At 67.8% G+C, this 21,531-nt stretch carries 17 protein-coding genes and 1 tRNA gene; 14 read left to right on the forward strand and 4 right to left on the reverse strand.

The window, feature by feature from the left end; genetic code table 11:
- Positions 1 to 33 precede the first annotated feature (33 nt).
- Together AC5Y5V_RS04195 and AC5Y5V_RS04200 are read left to right on the forward strand one after the other, a co-directional pair.
- Positions 34 to 204: a hypothetical protein gene (locus tag AC5Y5V_RS04195; RefSeq protein ID WP_499931339.1), complete on the forward strand. Its 171-nt coding sequence runs from the start codon at positions 34 to 36 to the stop codon at positions 202 to 204.
- A 56-nt stretch (positions 205 to 260) separates the two neighbouring features.
- Entirely contained in the window at positions 261 to 512 is a 252-nt protein-coding gene (locus tag AC5Y5V_RS04200) for a hypothetical protein (RefSeq protein WP_499931340.1), read from the forward strand.
- On the opposite strand, the gene AC5Y5V_RS04205 is transcribed toward AC5Y5V_RS04200, so the two are convergent.
- The gene (locus AC5Y5V_RS04205) at positions 509 to 1,723 is read right to left on the reverse strand and encodes an Rv1453 family transcriptional regulator (protein ID WP_499931341.1); all 1,215 of its coding nucleotides are present in this window, start codon (positions 1,721 to 1,723) and stop codon (positions 509 to 511) included. The two genes, AC5Y5V_RS04200 and AC5Y5V_RS04205, sit on opposite strands and share 4 nt — an antisense overlap.
- 135 nt (positions 1,724 to 1,858) lie before the next feature.
- Between AC5Y5V_RS04205 and AC5Y5V_RS04210 the strand changes: the two genes are divergently transcribed.
- From AC5Y5V_RS04210 to AC5Y5V_RS04225, 4 genes are all read left to right on the forward strand, one after another.
- Entirely contained in the window at positions 1,859 to 3,361 is a 1,503-nt protein-coding gene (locus AC5Y5V_RS04210; protein ID WP_499931342.1) for a flavin-containing monooxygenase, read from the forward strand.
- Positions 3,362 to 3,478: 117 nt separating this feature from the next.
- Positions 3,479 to 3,853, forward strand: a complete 375-nt coding sequence (locus AC5Y5V_RS04215; RefSeq protein ID WP_499931537.1) for a DUF4189 domain-containing protein — start codon at positions 3,479 to 3,481, stop codon at positions 3,851 to 3,853.
- A 14-nt stretch (positions 3,854 to 3,867) separates the two neighbouring features.
- Positions 3,868 to 5,319, forward strand: coding sequence for a biotin carboxylase (locus tag AC5Y5V_RS04220; protein WP_499931344.1), 1,452 nt, complete (start codon positions 3,868 to 3,870; stop codon positions 5,317 to 5,319).
- Complete coding sequence (locus tag AC5Y5V_RS04225; RefSeq protein WP_499931346.1) at positions 5,316 to 6,488, forward strand: serine hydrolase domain-containing protein; 1,173 nt, start codon at positions 5,316 to 5,318, stop codon at positions 6,486 to 6,488. The genes AC5Y5V_RS04220 and AC5Y5V_RS04225 overlap by 4 nt, the downstream gene beginning before the upstream one ends.
- A 59-nt stretch (positions 6,489 to 6,547) precedes the next feature.
- Here the strand turns inward: AC5Y5V_RS04225 and AC5Y5V_RS04230 are convergent, their stop codons facing one another.
- Positions 6,548 to 6,730, reverse strand: a complete 183-nt coding sequence (locus AC5Y5V_RS04230; RefSeq protein ID WP_499931347.1) for a hypothetical protein — start codon at positions 6,728 to 6,730, stop codon at positions 6,548 to 6,550.
- 131 nt (positions 6,731 to 6,861) lie between these two features.
- Here AC5Y5V_RS04230 and AC5Y5V_RS04235 point away from each other — a divergent pair, with 131 nt between their 5' ends.
- The 3 genes from AC5Y5V_RS04235 to AC5Y5V_RS04245 all read left to right on the forward strand — a co-directional run bounded on the left by AC5Y5V_RS04235 (position 6,862) and on the right by AC5Y5V_RS04245 (position 11,284).
- Entirely contained in the window at positions 6,862 to 8,415 is a 1,554-nt protein-coding gene (locus tag AC5Y5V_RS04235) for an FAD-dependent monooxygenase (protein WP_499931349.1), read from the forward strand.
- A gap of 100 nt (positions 8,416 to 8,515) precedes the next feature.
- Entirely contained in the window at positions 8,516 to 10,471 is a 1,956-nt protein-coding gene (locus tag AC5Y5V_RS04240) for an ABC transporter ATP-binding protein/permease (RefSeq protein ID WP_499931351.1), read from the forward strand.
- Between the two features lie 567 nt (positions 10,472 to 11,038).
- Positions 11,039 to 11,284: a DUF6400 family protein gene (locus tag AC5Y5V_RS04245; RefSeq protein WP_499931353.1), complete on the forward strand. Its 246-nt coding sequence runs from the start codon at positions 11,039 to 11,041 to the stop codon at positions 11,282 to 11,284.
- Positions 11,285 to 11,308: 24 nt separating this feature from the next.
- Here the strand turns inward: AC5Y5V_RS04245 and AC5Y5V_RS04250 are convergent.
- Positions 11,309 to 11,382: transfer RNA gene (locus tag AC5Y5V_RS04250), tRNA-Arg, on the reverse strand.
- 193 nt (positions 11,383 to 11,575) lie between these two features.
- Between AC5Y5V_RS04250 and lipQ the strand changes: the two genes are divergently transcribed.
- A complete protein-coding gene (gene lipQ / locus AC5Y5V_RS04255) occupies positions 11,576 to 12,808 on the forward strand; it encodes an esterase LipQ (RefSeq protein ID WP_499931538.1) in 1,233 nt (410 codons plus the stop codon).
- 326 nt (positions 12,809 to 13,134) lie between these two features.
- On the opposite strand, the gene AC5Y5V_RS04260 is transcribed toward lipQ, so the two are convergent.
- The gene (locus tag AC5Y5V_RS04260; protein WP_499931355.1) at positions 13,135 to 13,683 is read right to left on the reverse strand and encodes a cupin domain-containing protein; all 549 of its coding nucleotides are present in this window, start codon (positions 13,681 to 13,683) and stop codon (positions 13,135 to 13,137) included.
- A gap of 144 nt (positions 13,684 to 13,827) precedes the next feature.
- Between AC5Y5V_RS04260 and AC5Y5V_RS04265 the strand changes: the two genes are divergently transcribed.
- Genes AC5Y5V_RS04265 through AC5Y5V_RS04280 form a run of 4 tightly spaced genes read left to right on the forward strand, consistent with a single transcriptional unit; the run spans position 13,828 to position 21,369 of the window.
- On the forward strand, positions 13,828 to 15,303 hold the full coding sequence (locus AC5Y5V_RS04265) for a WS/DGAT/MGAT family O-acyltransferase (protein ID WP_499931356.1): 1,476 nt from the start codon (positions 13,828 to 13,830) through the stop codon (positions 15,301 to 15,303).
- A complete protein-coding gene (locus tag AC5Y5V_RS04270) occupies positions 15,300 to 17,015 on the forward strand; it encodes an HAD-IB family hydrolase (protein WP_499931358.1) in 1,716 nt (571 codons plus the stop codon). Before AC5Y5V_RS04265 ends, AC5Y5V_RS04270 begins: the two co-directional genes overlap by 4 nt.
- The gene (locus AC5Y5V_RS04275) at positions 17,012 to 19,372 is read left to right on the forward strand and encodes a glycerol-3-phosphate 1-O-acyltransferase (protein WP_499931359.1); all 2,361 of its coding nucleotides are present in this window, start codon (positions 17,012 to 17,014) and stop codon (positions 19,370 to 19,372) included. The genes AC5Y5V_RS04270 and AC5Y5V_RS04275 overlap by 4 nt, the downstream gene beginning before the upstream one ends.
- On the forward strand, positions 19,369 to 21,369 hold the full coding sequence (locus AC5Y5V_RS04280; RefSeq protein ID WP_499931360.1) for a bifunctional copper resistance protein CopD/cytochrome c oxidase assembly protein: 2,001 nt from the start codon (positions 19,369 to 19,371) through the stop codon (positions 21,367 to 21,369). The genes AC5Y5V_RS04275 and AC5Y5V_RS04280 overlap by 4 nt, the downstream gene beginning before the upstream one ends.
- Positions 21,370 to 21,531 lie beyond the last annotated feature (162 nt).

Consider the following 21,531-nt stretch of genomic DNA (forward strand, 5'->3'; position numbering starts at 1 on the left):
GTGGACGCTGACGCCATGCCTCGAGTTCACGAAATGACCCTCTTCGGCGGCCCCACCCGCGTCGCCGCGCCGGAGCTGCCGTCGGCGGCCCTGGCCGGCGCCGAGTGGACTCAGCTGAACGCCGACCCGTTCTTCGCCGAAATCAACCCCGCCGCGATGGGCTACCGCAAAGCGCCCAAAGGCTTTGCGGCTCGCCAAAAGTAACCCGCGCGCCCTGGGGGCCCGATGTCGGGATTCGGCGCGCTGCAATGATCGCGCGCATGACCAACGACCCACACGCGGGATACCAGCTGATCGCTACCCTGTCGGCATACGCCCTGATATTCGCCGTCATATTCGCCGGCATCTGGGTGATCGCCGCGTTCGCGGCGCTCATCGTGGCCCCGGCAGACAGGTCCTGGAGCTTCTTCTGGTGTACGTTGCTGTTCCTCGGGCCGATCGGAATCGCCGTGGCCCTGCTCGCCCAGCCCCGCCCCCGCGACGACGACGGCGGCGACAGCGAGGGCCACTAGAGACTCTTGCCGCGCCAGCGCAGCACATCCAGGGCGACGGCCACGTTGACGGTGCTTTCCGCCAAGGGGCGCGGCAACAGTTCGTCCGCGCGCGCCAGCCGTCGCAGCAGCGTGTTGCGATGGGTGTAGAGCCGCGCCGCCGCGCGCGAGGCGTTGCACTGCTCGTTGACGAATATCCGTACGAACTCCTGTAATTCGCTTCCCGCCGTCTCCAGGCCGCCGAGCGTGTGGTGCACGAAATCGGCCGCTCGGTCGGTGTCGGCGGTCAGCAGAGCGACCAATTCGACGTCGGCGAAACGCGCCACCCGCTGCGGTGAATTCAGGCGCGCCATCATCTGTTGGGTGGTGATGGCGTCGAAATGGCTGCGCCGGAAGCCGTCGATGCCGTCGGCCGATGGTCCGATCGCGATCCGGATATCGGGCATGTGCTCGACCGAATCCCCCAACGCGGCAGTGTCTATCGACGTCGTGGAGGTCCACACCCAGCGGGTGGCGGTGCTGGCGAAGATGGTCAGCGGCCGCGCCGCGGCGGCGCGCCCGAGCGCCTCGGCGGCGGCGTCAAGCCGGGCCATATCCCCGGCAGGGTCGTCGCTCCAGATCACCGCCGCGCTGTGCGGGCCGGTCAGGGCGTAGCCGAGTCGGGCTTCGGCCCGCTTACGGGCGATGGGGGCGCCGTCGAGGATCAGCGCGACGGTCTCGCGTCGCTCGGCGTGGCTGCCGCGGGTGAGTTCGTCGCGCTCCTGCTCGATCTGCGCGGCGATACCGGCCAGCGTGGCATCGATGAAGGCGCTGATCGAGCGCGAGCACACGTCGAGCATCTCCCGCAACTCGGCGGGATCCGAGGTCAACTCGAACGCGATCTCCATCAACCGGCGCCACGCCACGCCCTGGCCGACGCGATAGCCGTCGAGGATGTAGGCGGTGAGACCACGGCGCGCCACCTCGCGCGCGATAATCATCGGCTCGGGGCCGGTGTTCGGCGGCACGGGCGCCCCGGGGTCGCGCACGTTGGCCGCACCCCAGAAGTACATGTTGGCCCGGTTGCTGCGGCTGACGGCGGCGGCGAGCTCGGGATCCCCGGCGAGCGCCGGGCTGGTCGCAAGCACCTCCGCATCGAGTTCTTCGAGCCACTCCGCGCGCGGGTTGACGGTGATCTGCGCGCACTGCCGGATCAACTCCCTGACCGGCTCCGACGGACGTTTCCACGACATTTAGTCACCGTAAGTTATTGGTGCAAATTGCACCACGGGATGGGAACGACTGGGATCATTTGCCCTTGGTTGGGGCGGCCGGAATCGCGACGATTACTCCAACAGCGCATTCCACCAGCGTCAGGAGCCCGGATCATGTCCCAGTCGAACAGCAACATCGAGCACGTCGACGTACTCATCGTCGGCGCCGGCATCTCCGGCATCGGCGCCGCGTACTACCTGCAGCGCGAGCACCCCGGCCGCAGCTACGCCATTCTGGAGGCGCGCGACGCCACCGGCGGCACCTGGGACCTGTTCCGCTACCCCGGAATTCGCTCGGACTCCGACCTGCACACGTTCGGCTACGAGTTCAAGCCGTGGCGCGACGAGGACGCCATTGCCACCGCCGACAAGATCCTGGCCTACCTGCGTGAGACGGCCGCCGAGAACGGCATCGACCGCAAGGTCCGGTTCCACCACAAGGTGCTCGGCGCCGCCTGGTCGAGCGCCGACGCGCGCTGGGTCGTCGACATCGAACGCGCCGGTGAGCGAGCGCAGATGAGCGCCAACTGGCTGTTCTGTGCCGGCGGTTACTACCGCTACGACGAGGGCTACACACCGCACTTCGAGGGCCGCGAGCGCTTCGCCGGGCAGATCGTGCACCCGCAGCACTGGCCCGAGGACCTGGACTACACCGGCAAGAAGGTGGTCATCATCGGCAGCGGTGCCACCGCCGTGACCCTGCTGCCGACCATGGCCCAGCGCGCCGGGCACGTCACCATGCTGCAGCGCTCACCGACCTACATCATGCCGGTGCCGTCCAAGGACGCCTTCGCCAACACCGCGCAGCGACTGCTCGGCGCCAAGCTGGGCTACGCGCTGGCCCGCCGCAAGAACATCGTCAAACAGCGTGCGGTGTACCAGTTCTGCCAGAATCACCCGACACTGGCTAAGAAGATCATCCGATACGTCAATGCCAAGCAGCTGCCCGAGAACTACCCCGTCGACGAGCACTTCAGCCCGGCCTACAACCCGTGGGACCAGCGGCTGTGCGCGGTGCCCGACTCCGACCTGTTCAAGGCGATCGGCAACGGCAGCGCGTCGGTCGTCACCGACCGGATCGCGACGTTCACCGAGACCGGGATCCTGCTCGAGTCCGGCCGCGAACTGGACGCGGACATCATCGTCACCGCGACGGGGCTGAACATCCAGCTGTTCGGCGGGATGTCGCTCACCGTGGACGGCGAGGCGATCAACCTGTCCGACCATGTCGCCTACAAGGGGATGATGCTGTCCGACATCCCGAACTTCGCCTACGTGTTCGGCTACACCAACTCCTCGTGGACACTCAAAGTCGGCCTGCTGTGCGAGCACTTCTGCCGGCTGCTGAGCCACATGGACGCCAACGGCCACGACACGGCGCGCCCGGTCATCGGTGACCCCGGCATGGAAACCCGTCCGCTGCTTGACTTCTCGGCCGGCTACGTTCAGCGCGTGGCCGACCGGTTGCCCCGCCAGGGAGCGGGTCAGCCGTGGCAGACGTCGATGGGCTATTCCGGCGACGTGCAGTTGCTGCGCAACGGGGACGTCGTCGACCCCGCCCTGCAGCTGTCGAACTCGGCCGCGTACGTACCCGCGCGAGAGATGGTTCCCGCCTGAGTCACCGCCCAGCGGCAGCGGTCGCGCCGCGGGCCGCGACGGGCGAAGATGGGCTCCTGTGCGTCTACCTGCGCCACCGCGGTGCAGCGCAAGAGCGGGGGACCGGGTTTGCTCATGATGAAACACGCGGCGGTGGCGATCGCATTCGCAGTGGTGGTCGCGGCGGCACCCACGGCGCATGCCGACGACAACTGGATTGCGATGGCGATCTCGGACTCGACGGGGCGGATCAAGTTCTCGTCAGGCAACACCACCGAAGATGCGGCCCAGCAAGCGGCGATGGGGGCGTGTCGCAAGTCCATCAGCGACTGTCGGCTGCTGGCCAGCGGGCAGGGCGGGTGCATCGCGCTCGCGCTTAACGCGGCGGGCAGCAAATACATCGGCGGCTGGGGCCCGTCGCGCGGGGAGGCCGAAGCCACGGCGTCGGCCAACGCGCATGGCGGCAAGGTCCTGGCCGACCACACGCACTGCGACGGGGATCCGGCGAGCTAGTGCAGACTTAGGGGATGGGTGGCAGTGTGCTGAACGGACTCTCGGACATACGCGCGTTTTTCCACACCAACAAGGTGCCGCTGTACTTCATCTCGCCGACCCCGTTCAACCTGCTCGGCGTTGACCGCTGGATCCGGAACTTCTTCTACCTGACGTACTTCGACTCGTTCGAAGGCACGCACTCGCGCGTGTTCGTGCCCCGCCGGCGCGACCGCCGCGATTTCGACTCCATGGACGAGGTGTGCAGCCACCTCCTGTCCGATCCCGAGACGCTGGAGTTCATTGCGGGCAAAGGCGCCGGCGGCAAGGCCTGCTTCGTGATGCTCAACGAGGAAATGCAGTCCCTGGCGCGGCAAGCGGGTCTCGAGGTCATGCACCCGCCGTTCGAGCTGCGCCAGCGCCTGGGCTCCAAGATCGTCATGACGCGGCTGGCCAACGAGGCGGGCATACCGAGCGTGCCGCACGTGATCGGGCGGGCCGGCTCCTACGACGAATTGCAGGCGCTCGCACACGGCGCCGGACTGGGCGATGACCTCGTCATCTCGATCGCGTACGGCGCCGCCGGCAGCGGGACGTTCTTCGTGCACGGTCAGCGCGACTGGGACCAGCACGCGAGTGACCTGGCGTCGCAAGAACTCAAGGTCATGAAGCGCATCCGCAACGTCGAGGTGTGCCTCGAGGGTGCGGTGACCCGCCACGGCACCGTGATAGGCCCCGCGATGACGAGCCTGGTCGGTTATTCGGAGCTGACGCCGAGCCGGGGCAGCTGGTGTGGCAATGACATCTGGCGTGAGGTGCTGCCGCCCGCACAGACGCACGCCGCGCGGGAAATGGTGGGGAAACTCGGCGACGTCATGCGCCGCGAGGGCTACCGCGGCTACTTCGAGGTGGACCTGCTGCATGACCTCGACTCCGACCAGCTCTATCTCGGCGAGGTCAATCCGCGCCTGTCCGGCGCCAGCCCGATGACCAACCTGACCACCGAGGCCTACGCCGACATGCCGCTGTTCCTCTTCCACCTGCTCGAGTACATGGATGTGGAGTACGAACTCGACATCGACGACATCAATGCGCGCTGGGAGCGCGGCTACGGCGAGGACGAGGTCTGGGGCCAGGTGATCATCACCGAGACCTCGCCGGATCTCGAGATCTTCACCGCGACGCCACGCACCGGTGTGTGGCGCATCGACGACGACGGCCGGGTCTCTTATGCGCGTTCCGCCAACGACTGGGCCACGCTGCTCGACGGGTCCGAGGCCTTCTACATGCGGGTCGCGGCGCCCGGCGACCTACGTTCCGAGGGCGCCCAGCTCGGCGTGCTCGTCACCCGCTCTCACCTGCAGACCGACGACTATCAGCTCAGCGACCGTTGCAAGCGCTGGGTCAAGGGGATGAAGGCGAAGTTCGTCTCGACGCCGCTGACGCCGGCCGCGCCGATCGTCTCACGGCTCGTCGCACGGGCGTGAGCGGCGTTCCGGCCGGTATCTCGCTGAACAACTGGCTGACGGAGCCCTATTCGCACTGGTCGTTCCAGCACGTCGACGACTTCGTCCCGACCGCAGTGATCTCACGCGGGACCGGAACCGTTGCGGCGTTGCCTGCCGTGGCTGCCGCGGTCGCCGAGATCCCGGTGGCCAGCGTGGACGGGGTGCGGGTCACCGTCGGGACGGTGATGGCCACCACGGCGACCGACGGGTGGGCCGTCGCGCACCGCGCATCGCTGGTGGCCGAGCAGTACCTGGGCGGCATGAGGTCCCAGACCCGGCATTTGCTGTTCTCGGTGAGCAAGTCGCTGGTGGCGGCGGTCGTCGGCGCGCTGCACGGGGCGGGCGCGATCGAGCTCGACGCACCCGTCACGGCGTTCGTTCCCGCCTTGGCGCACAGCGGCTATGCCGGTGCGACGGTCCGCCAGCTGCTGGACATGCGGTCGGGTATCGCGTTCTCGGAGGATTACAGCGACCCTGCGGCGGAGATCCATCGCCTCGACCAGGCGATGGGGTGGGCGCCGAAGAGCGATCCGCACGGCCCGTCCACGCTGTACGACTTCCTGCTGACCCTGCGGCAGAAGTCCGCGCACGGCGGCCCGTTCGAATATCGCTCGTGTGAAACCGATGTGCTCGGCTGGATCTGCGAGGTGGCCGGCGGTCAGCGGATGCCGGAACTGATGTCGGAGCTGCTGTGGAGCCGCCTCGGCGCGCGGTGTGACGCCACCATCGGCGTCGACCCCGTCGGCGCCGGGCTGTTCGACGGCGGCATCACCGCCTGCCTGACCGACATGCTCCGGTTCGGGTCGCTGTTCCTGCGTGACGGCGTGTCGTTGACCGATCAACAGGTGATTTCGGAGGCGTGGATCGCCGACACCCTCGACGGCGACGCCGACTCGCGTCGGGCGTTCGCCGCCAGCCCCGACGACACGCAAATGCCCGGCGGCATGTACCGCAACCAGATGTGGTTTCCCTGTCCGGGCAACAACGTGCTGCTGTGCCTGGGCATGTGCGGTCAGATGATCTACATCAACCGCGCCGCGGAGGTCGTCGCCGCCAAGCTGTCCACCCAGTCGGCCTCTCCCCATCCGCGGATGCTGGCGGACACGCTGCGCGCGTTCGACGCCGTCGCGCACGAACTGGCCGGGTAACGCGAAGTGGACCCAGCCCGGTGTGGGCTGGGTCCACTGTGTCGTGGTTGGGCGGGGGCCTAGCGGCAGGGACCCCAGTACCAGTAGACGGGCACGCCGTTGCGGTAGACCTGGCAGTACACGGCCTTGGGGGCGTTGTCGGTCGGGGAGGCGTTCGCGGCGGTGGCAAGTCCGAGGGCGGACGCGCCCAGCGCTCCGGCGATGAGGGTCGAGCCGACGGCGGTGCGGATGATGTTCTTCATGGTGGTTGCTCCTGTGTGTGTTGGGTTTTGGTGGGTTGGTCGTTGTTGACTGAAGAAAGATTCGCGTGCTGGGCTTGACGCATCCTTGACGGATTCTTGGCGTGTAACCGGAGATGGGAGAGGGTCGACTCGTGAGTGCGACTGAAGTTCGCGTCGAGGACCTTCCGGTGACCGATACCGAGGTTCTGATCGTCGGAGCGGGACCGACGGGATTGATGGCCGCGCTGATCCTGGCGCGGCGCGGGGTGCCCGCGGTGATCGTCGACCGCAAGGGCAGACCGACCCGGGAGTCGCGTGCCTTGGCTGTCCAGGCGCGGACCATGGAAATCTACGATCAGCTCGGACTTGCCGAGCAGGTCGTCGACGGCGCCTATCCCGCCGCGAGCATGCAAATCGGTCGGGCCGCGGGCCTGGACGGAATCGGTATCGCGGCCCTTCAGCAGGGCGCGACGCGGTTTCCCGGAATTCAGATTTTCGAACAGAGCCGCAACGAGCAACTGCTCAGCGAGACGCTCTCGATGTGCAACGCCGACCTGCGCTGGAACCACCGGCTGGTCGATTTGATCGACCACACGTGCGAATCCGACGGCCGCGTCGTCGCGCTGCTGGAAGGTCCCGACGGATTGAGCAGGGTGCGAGCCCGGTGGTGTATCGGGGCGGACGGCGCCGCCTCGACGGTGCGTCGCATCGTGGACGTGCGGTTCGAGGGCGTCACCGATGACGCGACGTTCTGGGTTGCCGATATTCGTGACGTGCGTGGCGTCCCGGAAGGGTCGATGGCCATGCGATTCGGCGACAAAACCTTCGCCGTCGCCTTCCCCCTTGGACCCGACGGTCACACCCGGCTTGTCGCGTTGGCCGCGCATGACCAGATCACCCAGGACGAGGCACTGACGTCGGCGAGCAGCGATCTGGGCCTCACCTTCGGCCCGGTCGACTGGTTCTCCACCTACCGGGTCCATCACCGGGTGGCCTCCCGGTTCCGCGTCGGGTCCGTCTTCCTCGCCGGCGACGCCGGACACGTGCACTCACCCGTCGGGGGCCAGGGCATGAACACCGGCCTGCAGGACGCCCACAACCTCGCGATGCTGCTTGCCGACGTCAGTCACCAGCGCCTGAATTCCGCGGCGCTGCATCGCTACGAGCGTGAGCGTCGGCCTGTCGCTTTGCATTTGGTGAAAGTGACCGACCGCGCGTTCGGCGTCATCGGGCGTCGAAGCCGCGCCACCGCCCTGTTCCGCCGACGGTTCAGTTCGGTCATGGCCAGAGTCGCTCCCAAGGTGATGAATTCGCGGCTTGGACCGCGCCTCGGCGGCTACCTGGGGCAGTACCGCATCCGCTACCACTTCGTCGACAAACAGGCATCCAAGCCCGCCTGGGCCGACGACCCTGCCGTGGGCCTGCGCCTGCCGCCGGTGGGGGACAATCAGCTGTCGCTGCGGGACATGATGTGGCAGTTCCACACGTACGGCGCGGGCGATGTCGCTCGGCCCGATGCGCCCGACTGGATCGACGGGCCGCGCTCATTCGGCATCGATCACCGTGTTCGGCTCAGGTCTGACCGCGTCTATCTGGTCCGGCCGGACCAGTTCGTGGCGGCGTCGATTCCGCTGCACCAGAACGGAATTGACGCCGCGCAGCTGCGGGCCGCGATGGTGGCCCACTACCTGACGTCCGGCCGTTGACAGCAGCTGCCAAGAATCCTTTTAGAAGTCCGCCAGGCGTGGTCGACAGTCTGTTCGTAACACGGTGCTGCCAAGGTGCCCCGAACAGAAAGCCTGAGCGTTGGAAACGTTTAAGCCGTCAATCAACTGGGGCAATGAACTTGTCGCGTCCGCAACGTGGATCCTGCACGGCTGGGCGATCTGCGCGGTATGCCTGGCCGTGCTCGGCTTCTTGGCGATCCGCTACACCACCTGCGGACGGCAATTCTGGCGGATCACCGGCGACTACTTCACCGGCCCGGCCAGTGTGCGGGTCTGGGGCATGTTCGCCCTGATCCTGCTGTCGGTGCTGGTGTTGGTGCGCATCGAGGTGCTGACCAGCTACGCCGGCCACGACTGGTTCTCGGCGCTTCAGGTGGCGCTGGGTCCCGGCGCCCACAACCCGGTGGCGCGTAAGTCGGGGGTACATGGCTTCTGGGCCGCGATCATGGTGTTCTTCCTCCTGGCGGCCATCCTGGTCGTGCGGATGGTGTTAGACACCTGGCTGACTCAGCGCTTCATCATCGCCTGGCGCGTGTGGCTGACCGAGCGACTCACCACGGACTGGCTTGCGGGACGCGCCTACTGCCGGACGCGGTTCACCCAAAGTGCGGTGGACAACGTCGATCAGCGCATCCAGCAGGACGTCGACATCTTCACCACCGGCGTGGGCATCGGCCCCAACATCCCGTCGTACCACTCGACCAGCACGTTGCTCTTCGGGGCGGTGGAATCAGTGGGCGCGGCGGGCGCCTTCGCCATGATCCTGTGGCGACTGTCGGGGCCGCTGAACGTATTCGGGCTGGTGATACCCCGGGCGCTGTTTTGGATCGTGATCCTCTACGTGCTGGTGGCCACCGTGATCGCCGCCCGGATCGGCCGCCCGCTGATCCGGCTGAGCTTCCGCAACGAGTCCCACAATGCCGCGTTCCGGTACGCGCTGGTGCGCCTGCGCGACTCGGCGGAAGCGGTCGGGTTCTACCGCGGCGAGCAGGCCGAACGCGCGCAGCTCGACAGTAGGTTTTCGGCGATCATCGCCAACTACCGGCGCTACCTTGCGCGGACGCTCGGATTTGTCGGCTGGAACTATGCGGTGACGAAGGCTATTCACCCGCTGCCGTACGTGGTGCAGGCGCCACGGCTGTTCGCCGGCGCCCTCACGCTGGGCGACGTGTACCAGTCGTCCATCGCTTTCGACAGGATCCAAACCGGGCTGTCGTTTTTCCGCCGGGCCTACGACGAGTTCGCCACCTATCGCTCAGCGGTCCTGCGCTTGTACGGGCTGGTCGAGGCCAACGAGCGCGCCCGCGAGCTGCCCGAGCTGGCCACCGCGCCCAGCACCGACGGCTCCGTGCAGCTGGACGGCGTCGAGGTGCGCACACCGAGCGGTGAGTTGCTGATCGAGCGGCTCGATCTGCGGCTGGAGCCGGGCGAGGCGCTGATGATCACGGGCCGGTCGGGTGGCGGGAAGACGACGCTGCTGCGCAGCCTGGCCGGCTTGTGGCCCGCCACCACAGGGGTGTGCCGTCGGCCCGTCGGCGAGAACGAGACCCTGTTCATCTCCCAACTGCCGTATCTGCCGCTCGGCGACCTGCGCACCGCGGTGTGCTACCCCGTCAAGCCCGACGACTGCGGGGACGAGCGGGTACTTCAGGTCCTGGCCCAGGTGGCGCTGCCGCACCTGCGGGACCGGCTCGACGAGGTCGCCGATTGGTCCACGGTCCTCTCACCCGGCGAGCAGCAGCGGGTTGCCTTCGCGCGCATCCTGCTGACCAAACCCAAGGCGGTGTTCCTCGACGAGTCCACCTCAGCGCTCGACGAGGGCCTCGAGTTCGTGCTGTATCACCTGCTGCGCACCCAGTTGCCGGAGTGCATCGTGGTCAGCGTGAGTCACCGCTCGACCGTCGAGCAGCACCACGAGCGCGAGTTGGAGCTGCTCGGCGACGGCGGCTGGCGGCACGGCCGGATCGGCGAACTCCTTCTGGAAGCCGAGTCTGGCGGCGTCGAATTCGATGGTGAGCTTGCGCTTTCACGCTGAGTCGGGACGCAAGAATTCCGCAAGCACGCGGGCCTAACGTCGCAGCTCATGAACACCCCTCCTAACCTTGGGCGAATCATTGCCCGGGCGTTGCTTTCGGGCGCTGTCGCCGTTGCCGCGGTCGGCGGTCTGGCGGTAGGAACCGCCCACGCGCAGCCCTCGCCGCCGCCGCTGAACGGCGCGTGGCCCGGTTGCCCGCCGGAACACCCGGCGGGTCCGTGTCACTGGTGTCCGGGCGACCCGCCAGTGCAGACGGGCAACCTCCAAGTTGACCCTGTGCGGTGGGACGCGAGTGTCTGCCACACGTACTGGTACGTCTACCCGGGCCAGGGCAACGTCGCGAGGCTGATTTTCGAGGGCGAGACCCCGCCTCCGCCGCCGCCACCGCCGCCACCTGGCCTTATCTGCGAGCCCAATCTCACGCATTGCCGGATCGCCAACCACGCATAGCGCAGGTGGGGCGCTGGCGGCGCGGCCGATTGTGACGAACCTCAACCGCCAAAGTGAGCTGGGTCATAGCGCTGATCAGCGTCAATTAGGCATCCTAACCATTCGTTCGGATACCTGATGGCTGGGAGCGCAGTGGCCAACCTTGACTTCGCCTATGACCTGACCCTCGACGAGGCGCGTCGGCGCAGCGCGGTGCTGGACGCCATAGGTGACGACTGGGATCCCCACGCCGTGCTCGCCGGGGAACAGGCTGCCTACGACATGCTGTATTCCGATCTGGACGCGGAGCAGCAGCGAATCTACGACGACCTGGTCCGCGCCGGGGTTCTGCCCGCACGGATGCCGTCAGGAACCGCTGGGTAGCAACCGCCGCAGGGCGGTTCCCAGTGCCCCCGGCACGACTCGAACGTGCGACCTAGGGATTAGAAGGCCCTTGCTCTATCCACCTGAGCTACGGAGGCAATGCGCAGGTCAGTCTATCCAACGGGCCAACTTGATCGATTTCGGTGACCGCAACGCGCCCCAAAAGCCTTCCGCTGCCGCAGTTATCGGTTATGGTGTGAGCCTCGACACACGTGCTACATCGACTGGTAATCAGTCGTTAACCGCAACGATGCGTGTGCCTGACGTCGAGGGGTGACGTTGACCATGGTCATGAACGTGACTTCACGGTGCTCGCGTGCCGGTGCTGACGCGCTGCGGCACGGGGCCCAGCTGGCAGCCGCGGGCAGAGATACGCTCCGTGCCGGCGGCGTACTGCTGCGCGGCTCGCCGTTCGCTGTCGGGTGGGTCGCAGGCTGGGTGGCCACCGAATTTCCGCCGCATGTCGTCACCGGCCATGCGCTGTCCCGGGTGTCGGGCCGATCGATCGGCCGCGTCGGCGCGACGTGGGCCGCGCAGAAGGCGGACGAGGCTCTCACCGCCGCCCTCGAGGACTCGTTCGGGCCGGACTTTCGGGAGCTGGTCTGCCATCCCGCCACCGACCGGTGCGCGCGGCGCGGGCTGCTGCCGTCGGGCCCGCATCGCCGCTACGCGGCCCACACCTCCGACATCTCCTACGGCCCCCGCGGCCGCGAGAACCTGCTCGACATCTGGCGGCGTTCCGACCTGAGGCCCGGTGACCACGCCCCGGTGCTGATCCAGGTGCCCGGCGGCGCGTGGACGGTCAACGGCAAGCGCCCGCAGGCCTACACGCTGATGAGCCGGATGGTCGAACTCGGCTGGGTCTGCGTCTCAATCAACTACAGCCGCAGCCCACGCGCGAAGTTCCCGGCGCACATCATCGACGTGAAGCGGGCCATCGCCTGGGTCCGCGAGAACATCGGCGACTACGGCGGCGATCCGGACTTCATCGCAATCACCGGCGGATCCGCGGGTGGGCACCTGGCTTCGCTGGCCGCGCTCACCGCCAACGACCCGACGTTCCAGCCCGGCTTCGAAAGGGCGGACACGACGGTGCAGGCGGTGGCGCCGTACTACGGCGTCTACGACTTCACCGACTTCGACAACATGCACGAGATGATGTTGCCGTTCCTCGAGCACTTCGTGATGGGCGCCCGCTACGACGAGGAGCCGGAACGGTTCACCACGGCGTCGCCGATCTCCTACGTGCACCCAGACGCGCCGCCGTTCTTCGTGCTGCACGGCGAGCGCGACGAGCTGGTCCCGACGGGCCAGGCTCACTCCTTCTGCGCGGCGCTGCGGGACGTCGGCGCCTCGGTGTCCTACGCCGAACTCGCCAACGCGCACCACGCCTTCGACATCACGCCGACGGTCCGGTCCAGGCTGGCCGCCAGGGCCGTCTCGGACTTCCTGGGCGTCGTCTACGGGCGGCGTGGCATCTCGATGCTGGATCCGCTGCCGCTGGCAGCCAACCCGGCCAGCTGACGCCGGCGGTGGCCGCAGCCGGCCTCTCTTCGCCGAACGTGAATCCTTGCGGAAATGCGGCGGGGTTTTCGTCGTGGTTTCACTTTCGGCGGAGCTGCTGCCGGTCGTCCTTAGGCTCTTCGCCGAGTGTGGATCTGCTGCGAAATCCCGGCGGCTTTTTCGCAGTCAGTTCACTCTCGGCAGAGCTGGCCCACGTGCTCCAGGGGCAGAAAAAAATCGCCGATTTCTGGCCCTGAGGGCGCGGCCGGCGCGGCCGGCGATGTGGGCGAACCCGGCGCAGCGGGCGCAGCGGGCGCAGCGGGTGAACCAGCCGAGCCGGCGCGGACCTAAGCGGGCGCCACGCCCGAGTGCGACGCGCCGCAGATGAACACCGCCAACCGTGCCGCGCTGTCCCCGGGATTGCGCCACCGGTGGCGCGTGCCGTTCTGCACGACGGTGTCGCCCGGACGCAGGGTGACTTCGGCGCCGTCATCGAGTTCGAGCACGACGACACCGTCGAGAACCACCTCGAAATCGATCGTGTCCGTCGTGTGCATTCCGGGATCTGTGGGATCCATGTAGCGCAGCATGCCCGGCAACTTCGACTCCATGTCGGCGACGGCGTCGGCCGGATCCACGCCCGTATCCCCGCCGGCAGTGGAGTGGGGCGGGATGGAGAACAGCCCGAACCGGAGGCCGCCGATCGGGGGAAAGTAGTTGTGCCACTGGGGCTGGGCACCGTCGTCGGGAAACTGCGGCGTGGAGTCCGCGCCCCACAGCAGGTGAAACTCGGAACTCGGCAGCAAGAGGGGCTGCACCGGTTCCACCGCGTCGTCGCTGACGAACACGGACTTCCCGTCGGCGTCATGCCCGGTGACCACTCTGCGAACCAGCATCTGCTCAGTAAACCAGCACATAGGCACCGCTTTCACCCGCGCGCCGAGCGGACTAGCGTTGTGAGGGCAATCGGGTAGGGCGGGTCAGAAAGCAGGAGGCTTGAGCGGCGGTGACTGGGTTGACGCGTCGGTGGGGTCGTGAACATGGCTGAGTCCGTCGAGACCGTGAAATTTACCGACGAACTGGGGCCGGTCGATTATCTGCTGCATCGCGGGGAGGCGAACCCGCGCACCCGGTCGGGGATCATGGCGCTCGAACTGCTGGACACCACGCCGGACTGGAACCGGTTTGCGGCCAGGTTCGAAAACGCCTCCCGAAAGGTGTTGCGGCTGCGGCAAAAGGTCGTGGTGCCGACGCTGCCGACCGCCGCGCCGCGCTGGGTGGTGGACCCCGACTTCAACCTGGACTTCCACCTGCGTCGGGTGCGCGTCTCCGAACCCGGCACGCTGCGCCAGGTATTCGACCTCGCCGAGGTGATCCTGCAGTCGCCGCTGGACATCTCACGGCCGCTGTGGACCGCCACCCTGGTCGAGGGGTTGGCCGACGGACGGGCCGCCACGCTGCTGCACCTCAGCCATGCCGTGACCGACGGCGTGGGCAGCGTCGAGATGTTCGCGCAGATCTATGATCTCGAGCGCGACCCACCGCCCAGGCCGACGGCGCCGCAGCCGGTGCCACAGGACCTGACCCCTAACGACCTGATGCGCGAGGGCTTCAACCACCTGCCGCTCGCGATCGTCGGGGGTGTCGTGGGCGCGGTGTCCGGGGCGGTCTCGGCGGCCGGGCGGGCGATTCTGGACCCCGTGTCGACGGTGTCGGGGATCGTCGGCTACGCGACATCGGGTGTGCGCGTGATGAACCGGGCCGCGGAGCCGTCGCCGCTGCTGCGTCGGCGCAGCCTGGCCAGCCGCACCGAAGCGATCGACATCCCGCTTTCCGACCTGCACAAGGCCGCCAAGGCCGGCGGCGGCTCGATCAACGACGCCTACCTGGCCGGCCTGTGCGGCGCCCTGCGGCGCTACCATGAGGCCCTTGGCGTCCCGATCAACACGCTGCCGATGGCGGTGCCCGTGAACCTGCGCGCCGAGGGCGACGCGACCGCCGGCAACCAGTTCACCGGCGTCAATCTGGCGGCCCCGATCGGCACCATCGACCCGGTGGCCCGGATGAAGAAGGTCCGCGCCCAGATGACCCAACGCCGCGACGAGCCGGCGATGAACATCATCGGCTCCATCGCGCCGGTACTGAGCGTCCTGCCGACGGCGGTGCTCGAGGGCATCACCGGCTCGGTGGTCGGCGCCGACGTGCAGGCCAGCAACGTTCCGGTCTACCCGGGCGACACCTACATCGCCGGGGCAAAGGTGTTGCGCCAGTACGGAGTCGGCCCGCTGCCCGGGGTGGCCATGATGGTGGTTCTGATCTCCCGCGGCGGGTGGTGCACCATCACCGTGCGCTACGACCGGGCCTCTATCAGAAACGAGGCGCTGTTCGCGCAGTGTCTGCTCGACGGGTTCGACGAGATCCTCGCGCTGGCCGGCGACGACGCGCCGCGCGCGGTGCCCGCATCGTTCTCCGCCGAGCCGGCCGGCGCGGTCTCCGGATCGGTGTCGGGCTCATGAGCGCCTCGCAAGACCCCAAAACCGCGACGGTCTCGAAGGACCTGCGGCTGCCGGGGTCGGTCGCCGAGATCATGGCCAGCCCGCCCGGCCCGCAGGTCGGTGCGTTCTTCGACCTGGACGGGACGCTGGTCGCCGGCTTCACTGCCGTCATCCTCACGCAGGAACGCCTGCGGCGCCGCGACATGGGTGTGGGCGAGCTGCTCAGCATGGTCCAGGCCGGGCTGAACCACACGCTCGGGCGGATCGAATTTGAAGACCTCATCGGCAAGGCGTCGATGGCGCTGGCCGGGCGGCTGATCGACGATCTGGAGGAGATCGGCGAGCGGCTGTTCGCCCAGCGGATCGAGTCGCGGATCTACCCGGAAATGCGCGAGTTGGTGCGCGCGCATGTGGCGCGGGGGCACACTGTCGTGCTCAGCTCGTCGGCGCTGACCATTCAGGTCAACCCGGTGGCGCGCTTCCTGGGTATCAACAACCTGCTGACCAACACGTTCGAGACCAACGAAGACGGGATGCTCACCGGCGGTGTCCTCAAGCCGATCCTGTGGGGCCCCGGCAAAGCTGCTGCGGTGCAACGGTTTGCGGCCGAGCACGACATCGACCTCAAGGACAGCTACTTCTACGCCGACGGCGACGAGGACGTCGCGCTGATGTACCTGGTCGGCAATCCCCGCCCGACCAACCCCGAGGGCAAGATGGCCGCCGTCGCCAAGCGCCGCGGCTGGCCGATCCTGAAGTTCAACAGCCGTGGGGGAGTGGGCATTCGGCGGCAGATCCGCACCCTCGCCGGCCTGGGCTCGATGTTTCCGGTGGCGACCGCCGCGGTGGGCGTCGGCGTGCTGACCGGCAGCCGGCGCCGGGGGGTGAACTTCTTTACCTCCAACTTCTCGCAACTGCTGCTGGCTACCGCGGGCGTGCAGCTGAACGTGATCGGGAAGGAGAACCTGACCGCGCAGCGGCCGGCGGTCTTTATCTTCAACCACCGCAACCAGGTCGACCCGATCATCTCCGGAGCGCTGGTCAAGGACAACTGGGTCGGTGTGGGCAAGAAGGAGCTGGCGAACGACCCGATCATGGGCCCGCTCGGCAAGTTGCTCGACGGGGTGTTCATCGACCGCGACGACCCGGCGTCGGCGGTGGAGACGCTGCACACCGTCGAAGAGCGCGCCCGCGACGGTCTGTCGATCGTCATCGCCCCCGAAGGCACCCGGATTGATACGACCGAGGTCGGCCCATTCAAGAAGGGGCCGTTCCGGATGGCCATGGCGGTGGGAATCCCCATCGTTCCCATCGTGATTCGCAACGCGGAGATCATCGCGTCGCGCAACTCCACCACGATGAATCCGGGCACGGTCGACGTCGCAGTTTTCCCGCCGATCCCGGTCGACGACTGGACCCTGGAGAAGCTGCCGGAGCACATCGCCGAGGTACGCCAACTGTATCTGGATACGTTGGCCGACTGGCCCGTTGACGGACTGCCCGAGGCGGCGCTGTACAAGAAGACCGCGCCGAAGAAGGCGCCCGCCGCTGCGAAGAAGGCGCCGGCCAAGAAGGCCGCCGCCAAGAAGGCTCCGGCGAAGAAGGCCGCCGCCAAGAAGGCTGCGGCGAAAAAGGCTCCGGCGAAGAAGGCTCCGGCGAAGAAGGCCGCCGCCAAGGAGACTCCGGCGAAGGCTCCGGCGGAGGCGCCGCTCCCCAGTCCGGACGAGACATGACCAAACCGGCCGCGGACGCCGGCGCCGTCCTGACCGCTCAGGACTCACTGGTGCTGGCGTCCATGGACACTCCGGTCGAGCTGCAACTGGTTATGAATTGGCTTGCGCAGCAGCGGGATCGCAATCCCGAAACCAAGTTCGACGTCTTGAAGCTGCCGCCCCGCAATGCGGCTCCGGCGGCGCTGACGGCGCTCGTCGAACAACTCGAATCCGACGCAGGTGCGGACCGCTCGATCGTCCCGGTACGGGTCGTCTGGCTGCCCGCCGCGGATCGCAGCAAGTTGGACAAGGTGTCGGGGCTGCTGCCCGGCCGGGATCCATACCACCCCAGCCAGCGTCAGCAACGGCGCATCCTGCGCACCGACCCGCGGCGCGCGCTGGTGTTGGCCGGCGAGCCGGCGAAGGTGTCCGAACTGCGCCAGCAGTGGCGCGACACCACGGTCGGCGAGAACGCGCGCGACTTCGCGCAGTTCGTCACCCGTCGGGCCGTCCTGGCCTTGGCGCGTGCCGAATACCGGATCCTGGGGCCGCAATACAAGTCGCCGCGCCTGGTGAAGCCAGAGATGTTGGCGTCCTCACGATTTCGGGCGGGCCTGAAAAAGATCCCCGGCGCCACCGTCGAAGAGGCCGGCAAGATGCTCGACGAGCTCGCGACCGGATGGAGCCAGGCGTCGGTCGACGTGATCTCGGTGCTCGGCAGGCTCCTCAGCCGCGGCTTCGATCCCGAATTCGACTACGACGAGTATCAAGTCGCGGCCATGCGCTCCGCGCTGGAGACCCATCCGGCGGTGTTGCTGTTCTCGCACCGGTCCTACATCGACGGCGCGGTGGTACCGGTTGCGATGCAGGACAACCGGTTACCGCCAGTGCACATGTTCGGCGGCATCAACCTGTCGTTCGGCGTGATGGGACCGCTGATGCGCCGCTCGGGGACGATCTTCATCCGTCGCAACATCGGCGACAACCCGCTGTACAAATACGTGCTCAAGGAATACGTGGGCTACATCGTCGAGAAGCGGTTCAACCTGAGCTGGTCCATCGAGGGCACCCGTTCGCGCACCGGAAAGATGTTGCCGCCCAAGCTCGGTCTGATGAGCTATGTCGCCGACGCCTACCTGGACGGGCGCAGCGAAGACATTCTGCTGCAGGGCGTATCGATCTGCTTCGACCAACTGCACGAAATCGCCGAGTACGCCGCCTACGCCCAGGGCGCCGAGAAGACGCCGGAGGGCTTCAGCTGGCTCTACAACTTCATCAAGGCGCAGGGCGAGCGCAACTACGGCAAGATCTACGTCCGCTTCCCCGAGGCAGTCTCGATGCGGCAGTACCTCGGGCCGCCCAACGGACCGCTGGCCGCCGACCGCGACGCCAAACGGCTTGCGATGCAGAAGATGTCGTTCGAAGTCGCCTGGCGAATCCTGCAGGCCACGCCGATCACGGCGACGGGACTGGTGTCGGCGCTGCTGCTCACCACCCGAGGGCAGGCGCTGACGCTCGACCAGCTGCACCATACCCTGCAGGACTCGCTCGACTACCTGGAACGCCGGCAAACCCCGGTGTCCACCAGCGCTTTACGGCTGCGCTCCCGCGAAGGTGTGCGCGCGGCGGTGGATGCCCTATCCAACGGCCATCCCGTCACTCGCGTCGACAGCGGTCGGGAACCGGTGTGGTACATCGCCCCCGAGGACGAGCACGCCGCCGCGTTCTACCGCAACTCGGTGATCCACGCCTTCCTGGAGACCTCGATCGTCGAACTCGCGCTGGCGCACGCCCGTCATGTCGAGGGCGACCGCCTGGCCGCCTTCTGGTCCCAGGCGATGCGGCTGCGCGATCTGTTGAAGTTCGATTTCTACTTCGCCGACTCGGCGGCGTTCCGCGCCAACATCGCCGAAGAGATGGCGTGGCACGACAATTGGGAGGCCCAGGTCGCCGCCGGCGGCGAGGAGATCGACGCGATTCTCTACGCCAAGCGCCCGCTGATGTCTGACGCCATGCTGCGGGTGTTCTTCGAGGCATACGAGATCGTCGCGGACGTGCTGCGCGACACACCCCCCGGCGTCAGCCAGAAGGAACTCACCGAGCTGGCGCTCGGGGTGGGACGCCAATACGTCGCTCAGGGCCGGGTAAGCAGCAGTGAACCGGTGTCGACGCTGCTGTTCGCCACGGCGCGCCAGGTCGTCGCCGATCAGGACCTGATCGACGACGCCCCCGACCTCGCCGAACGCCGCAACGCCTTCCGCCGGGAATTGCGCGACATCCTGCGCGACTTCGGCCACGTCGGGAAGATCGCGCGCAACCAGTTCGTCGTCCGAGAATTCAAGTCCCGCAAGGGGCGCTTGCAGGACCAGGGGGCATGACGGCCGCTGACCCGCATCGCTCGCCCGGCGCGCTGATGTGGCCGCTGCTGGCCGGCGTCGCGACGCTTGCGGGCGGTACGGCGGCCGGAATCGCGGCGCTGTCCCTGGCGAATGCGTTGACCGCCACGGGATTGCCGGATCCGGGCCCGACGACGACGCTGGGCCTGCCGTTCGTCCGGGCGGCCGGTGAGATCGCCGCGGTGACGGCCGTGGGCGCTTTCCTGTTCGCGGCCTTCCTGACTCCGCCGCAGCGCAGCGGGGTGCTGGATGCCGGCGGATACCGCGCGCTGCGACTGGGCACCGTGGCGTCGGGCGTCTGGGCGGTGTGCGCCGCGCTGCTGGTCCCGCTGACCATTTCCGACGTGTCGGGTCATCCGGTCACCGAGCACCTGAACCCGGTGGCGTTGTGGTCGGTGGCCGGGGTGGTCAACGTCGCTTCGGCATGGCGCTGGACCGCGGTCCTGGCCGCTGTCGTGACGCTGGCCAGCGTGGTGGTGCTGCGCTGGTCCTGGACTCCGATGCTGCTGGTCGGCTCGTTGCTGACGCTGATTCCGCTGGGGCTGACCGGTCACTCGTCGGCCGGCGGCTCGCATGACCTGGCCACCAACAGCCTGCTAATCCACCTCGTCGCCGGAAGTGTCTGGGCCGGCGGCCTTTTGGCGCTGCTCGCGGCCGCGCTACGGCGCTCTGAGCATGCCGTCTTGGCGGCGCGGCGGTTCTCGATGATCGCGCTGTGGTGCTGGGCCGCAATGGCGCTCAGCGGTGTCGTCAACGCCCTGGTCCGGGTGCTGCCGTCGGATCTGCTGAGCACCGGTTACGGACGTTTGGTCGTGGCCAAGATCGCGGCGTTGTGCCTGCTGGGTGGTATCGGTTGGCGGCAGCGGCGAACCATCGCCGGCGGGTTGTCGATCCGGTTGGCGCTGGTCGAGGCGGCGGTCTTCGGCCTCACCTTCGGCATCGCCGTCGGGCTTGGGCGCACGCCGCCACCACCGCCGCCCGTGCGGATACCCTCGATCCCCGAAGCGGAGATTGGCTACGACTTCGCCGGTCCGCCGACGGTGTGGCGGGTGCTGTTCGACTGGCGTTTCGACCTCGTCTTCGGCACGGCGGCAATCGTTTTGGCGGTGCTCTATGTGGCCGCGGTGCTGCGCCTGCGACGCCGCGGGGACCGGTGGCCGCCGGGCCGGGTGGTGGCGTGGCTGCTCGGCTGCGCGACGTTGCTGTTCGTGACGTCGTCCGGGGTGGGTCGCTACATGCCGGCGATGTTCAGCATGCACATGGCGGCCCACATGGGTCTGTCGATGCTCGTCCCGATACTGCTGGTCCTGGGCGGCCCGGTCAGCCTGGCGTTGCGGGCGCTGCCGGCCGCGAGCCGGGATGATCCGCCGGGCCTGCGGGAATGGCTGTTGGCGGCGCTGCACAGCCGCCTCTCGCGGATCCTGACCAACCCGGTGGTCGCGACCGTGCTATTCGTCGCTGGGTTCTACGGGCTGTACTTCGGCAGCATCTTCGACGACGCGGTGAGCAGTCACGCCGGACATCTGGCCATGAACGTGCACTTTCTGCTGAGCGGCTACCTGTTCTACTGGATCGTGATCGGGGTGGACCCGACGCCGCGGCCGATCCCGCCGCTGGCCAAGGTGGCGGTGGTGTTCGCCTCGCTGCCGCTGCACGCCTTTTTCGGGGTGGAGTTGATGAGCACGCGGCGAGTGCTCGGCGGCGCCTACTACCGGTCGCTGGGCCTGGGCTGGCACACCGATCTGCTGGGGGACCAACGGTTGGGTGGCGGAATCGCCTGGGCTGCAGGGGAATTGCCGCTGGTGATCGTGATGATCGCGCTGCTGGTGCAGTGGGCGCGCAGCGACGAGCGGACCGCGCGCCGGTTGGATCGGGCCGCCGACCGCGACGACGACGCCGACCTGGCGGCCTACAACGCGATGCTGGCCGAGTTGGCCCGCCGCGACGCGCCAGGAGTCTCCGGCGATCCGCGGGCGTAACGGGGGCGCGGATTTTTCGGCCCTCGCTCCGGCGGTGTCTTGGTTTGCGAGCGTAACGGGGCTGCGAGATTGCGGTCCTCGTTTCGCGGTGGCGTTACGCTCGCGGCTCACTGCGCGCGGCTCGCGCGGCTCGCGCGGTGCCGGGCGGGGTCGGGGTTCGCG

The sequence above is a fragment of the Mycobacterium sp. NGS68 genome, from assembly GCF_059812195.1.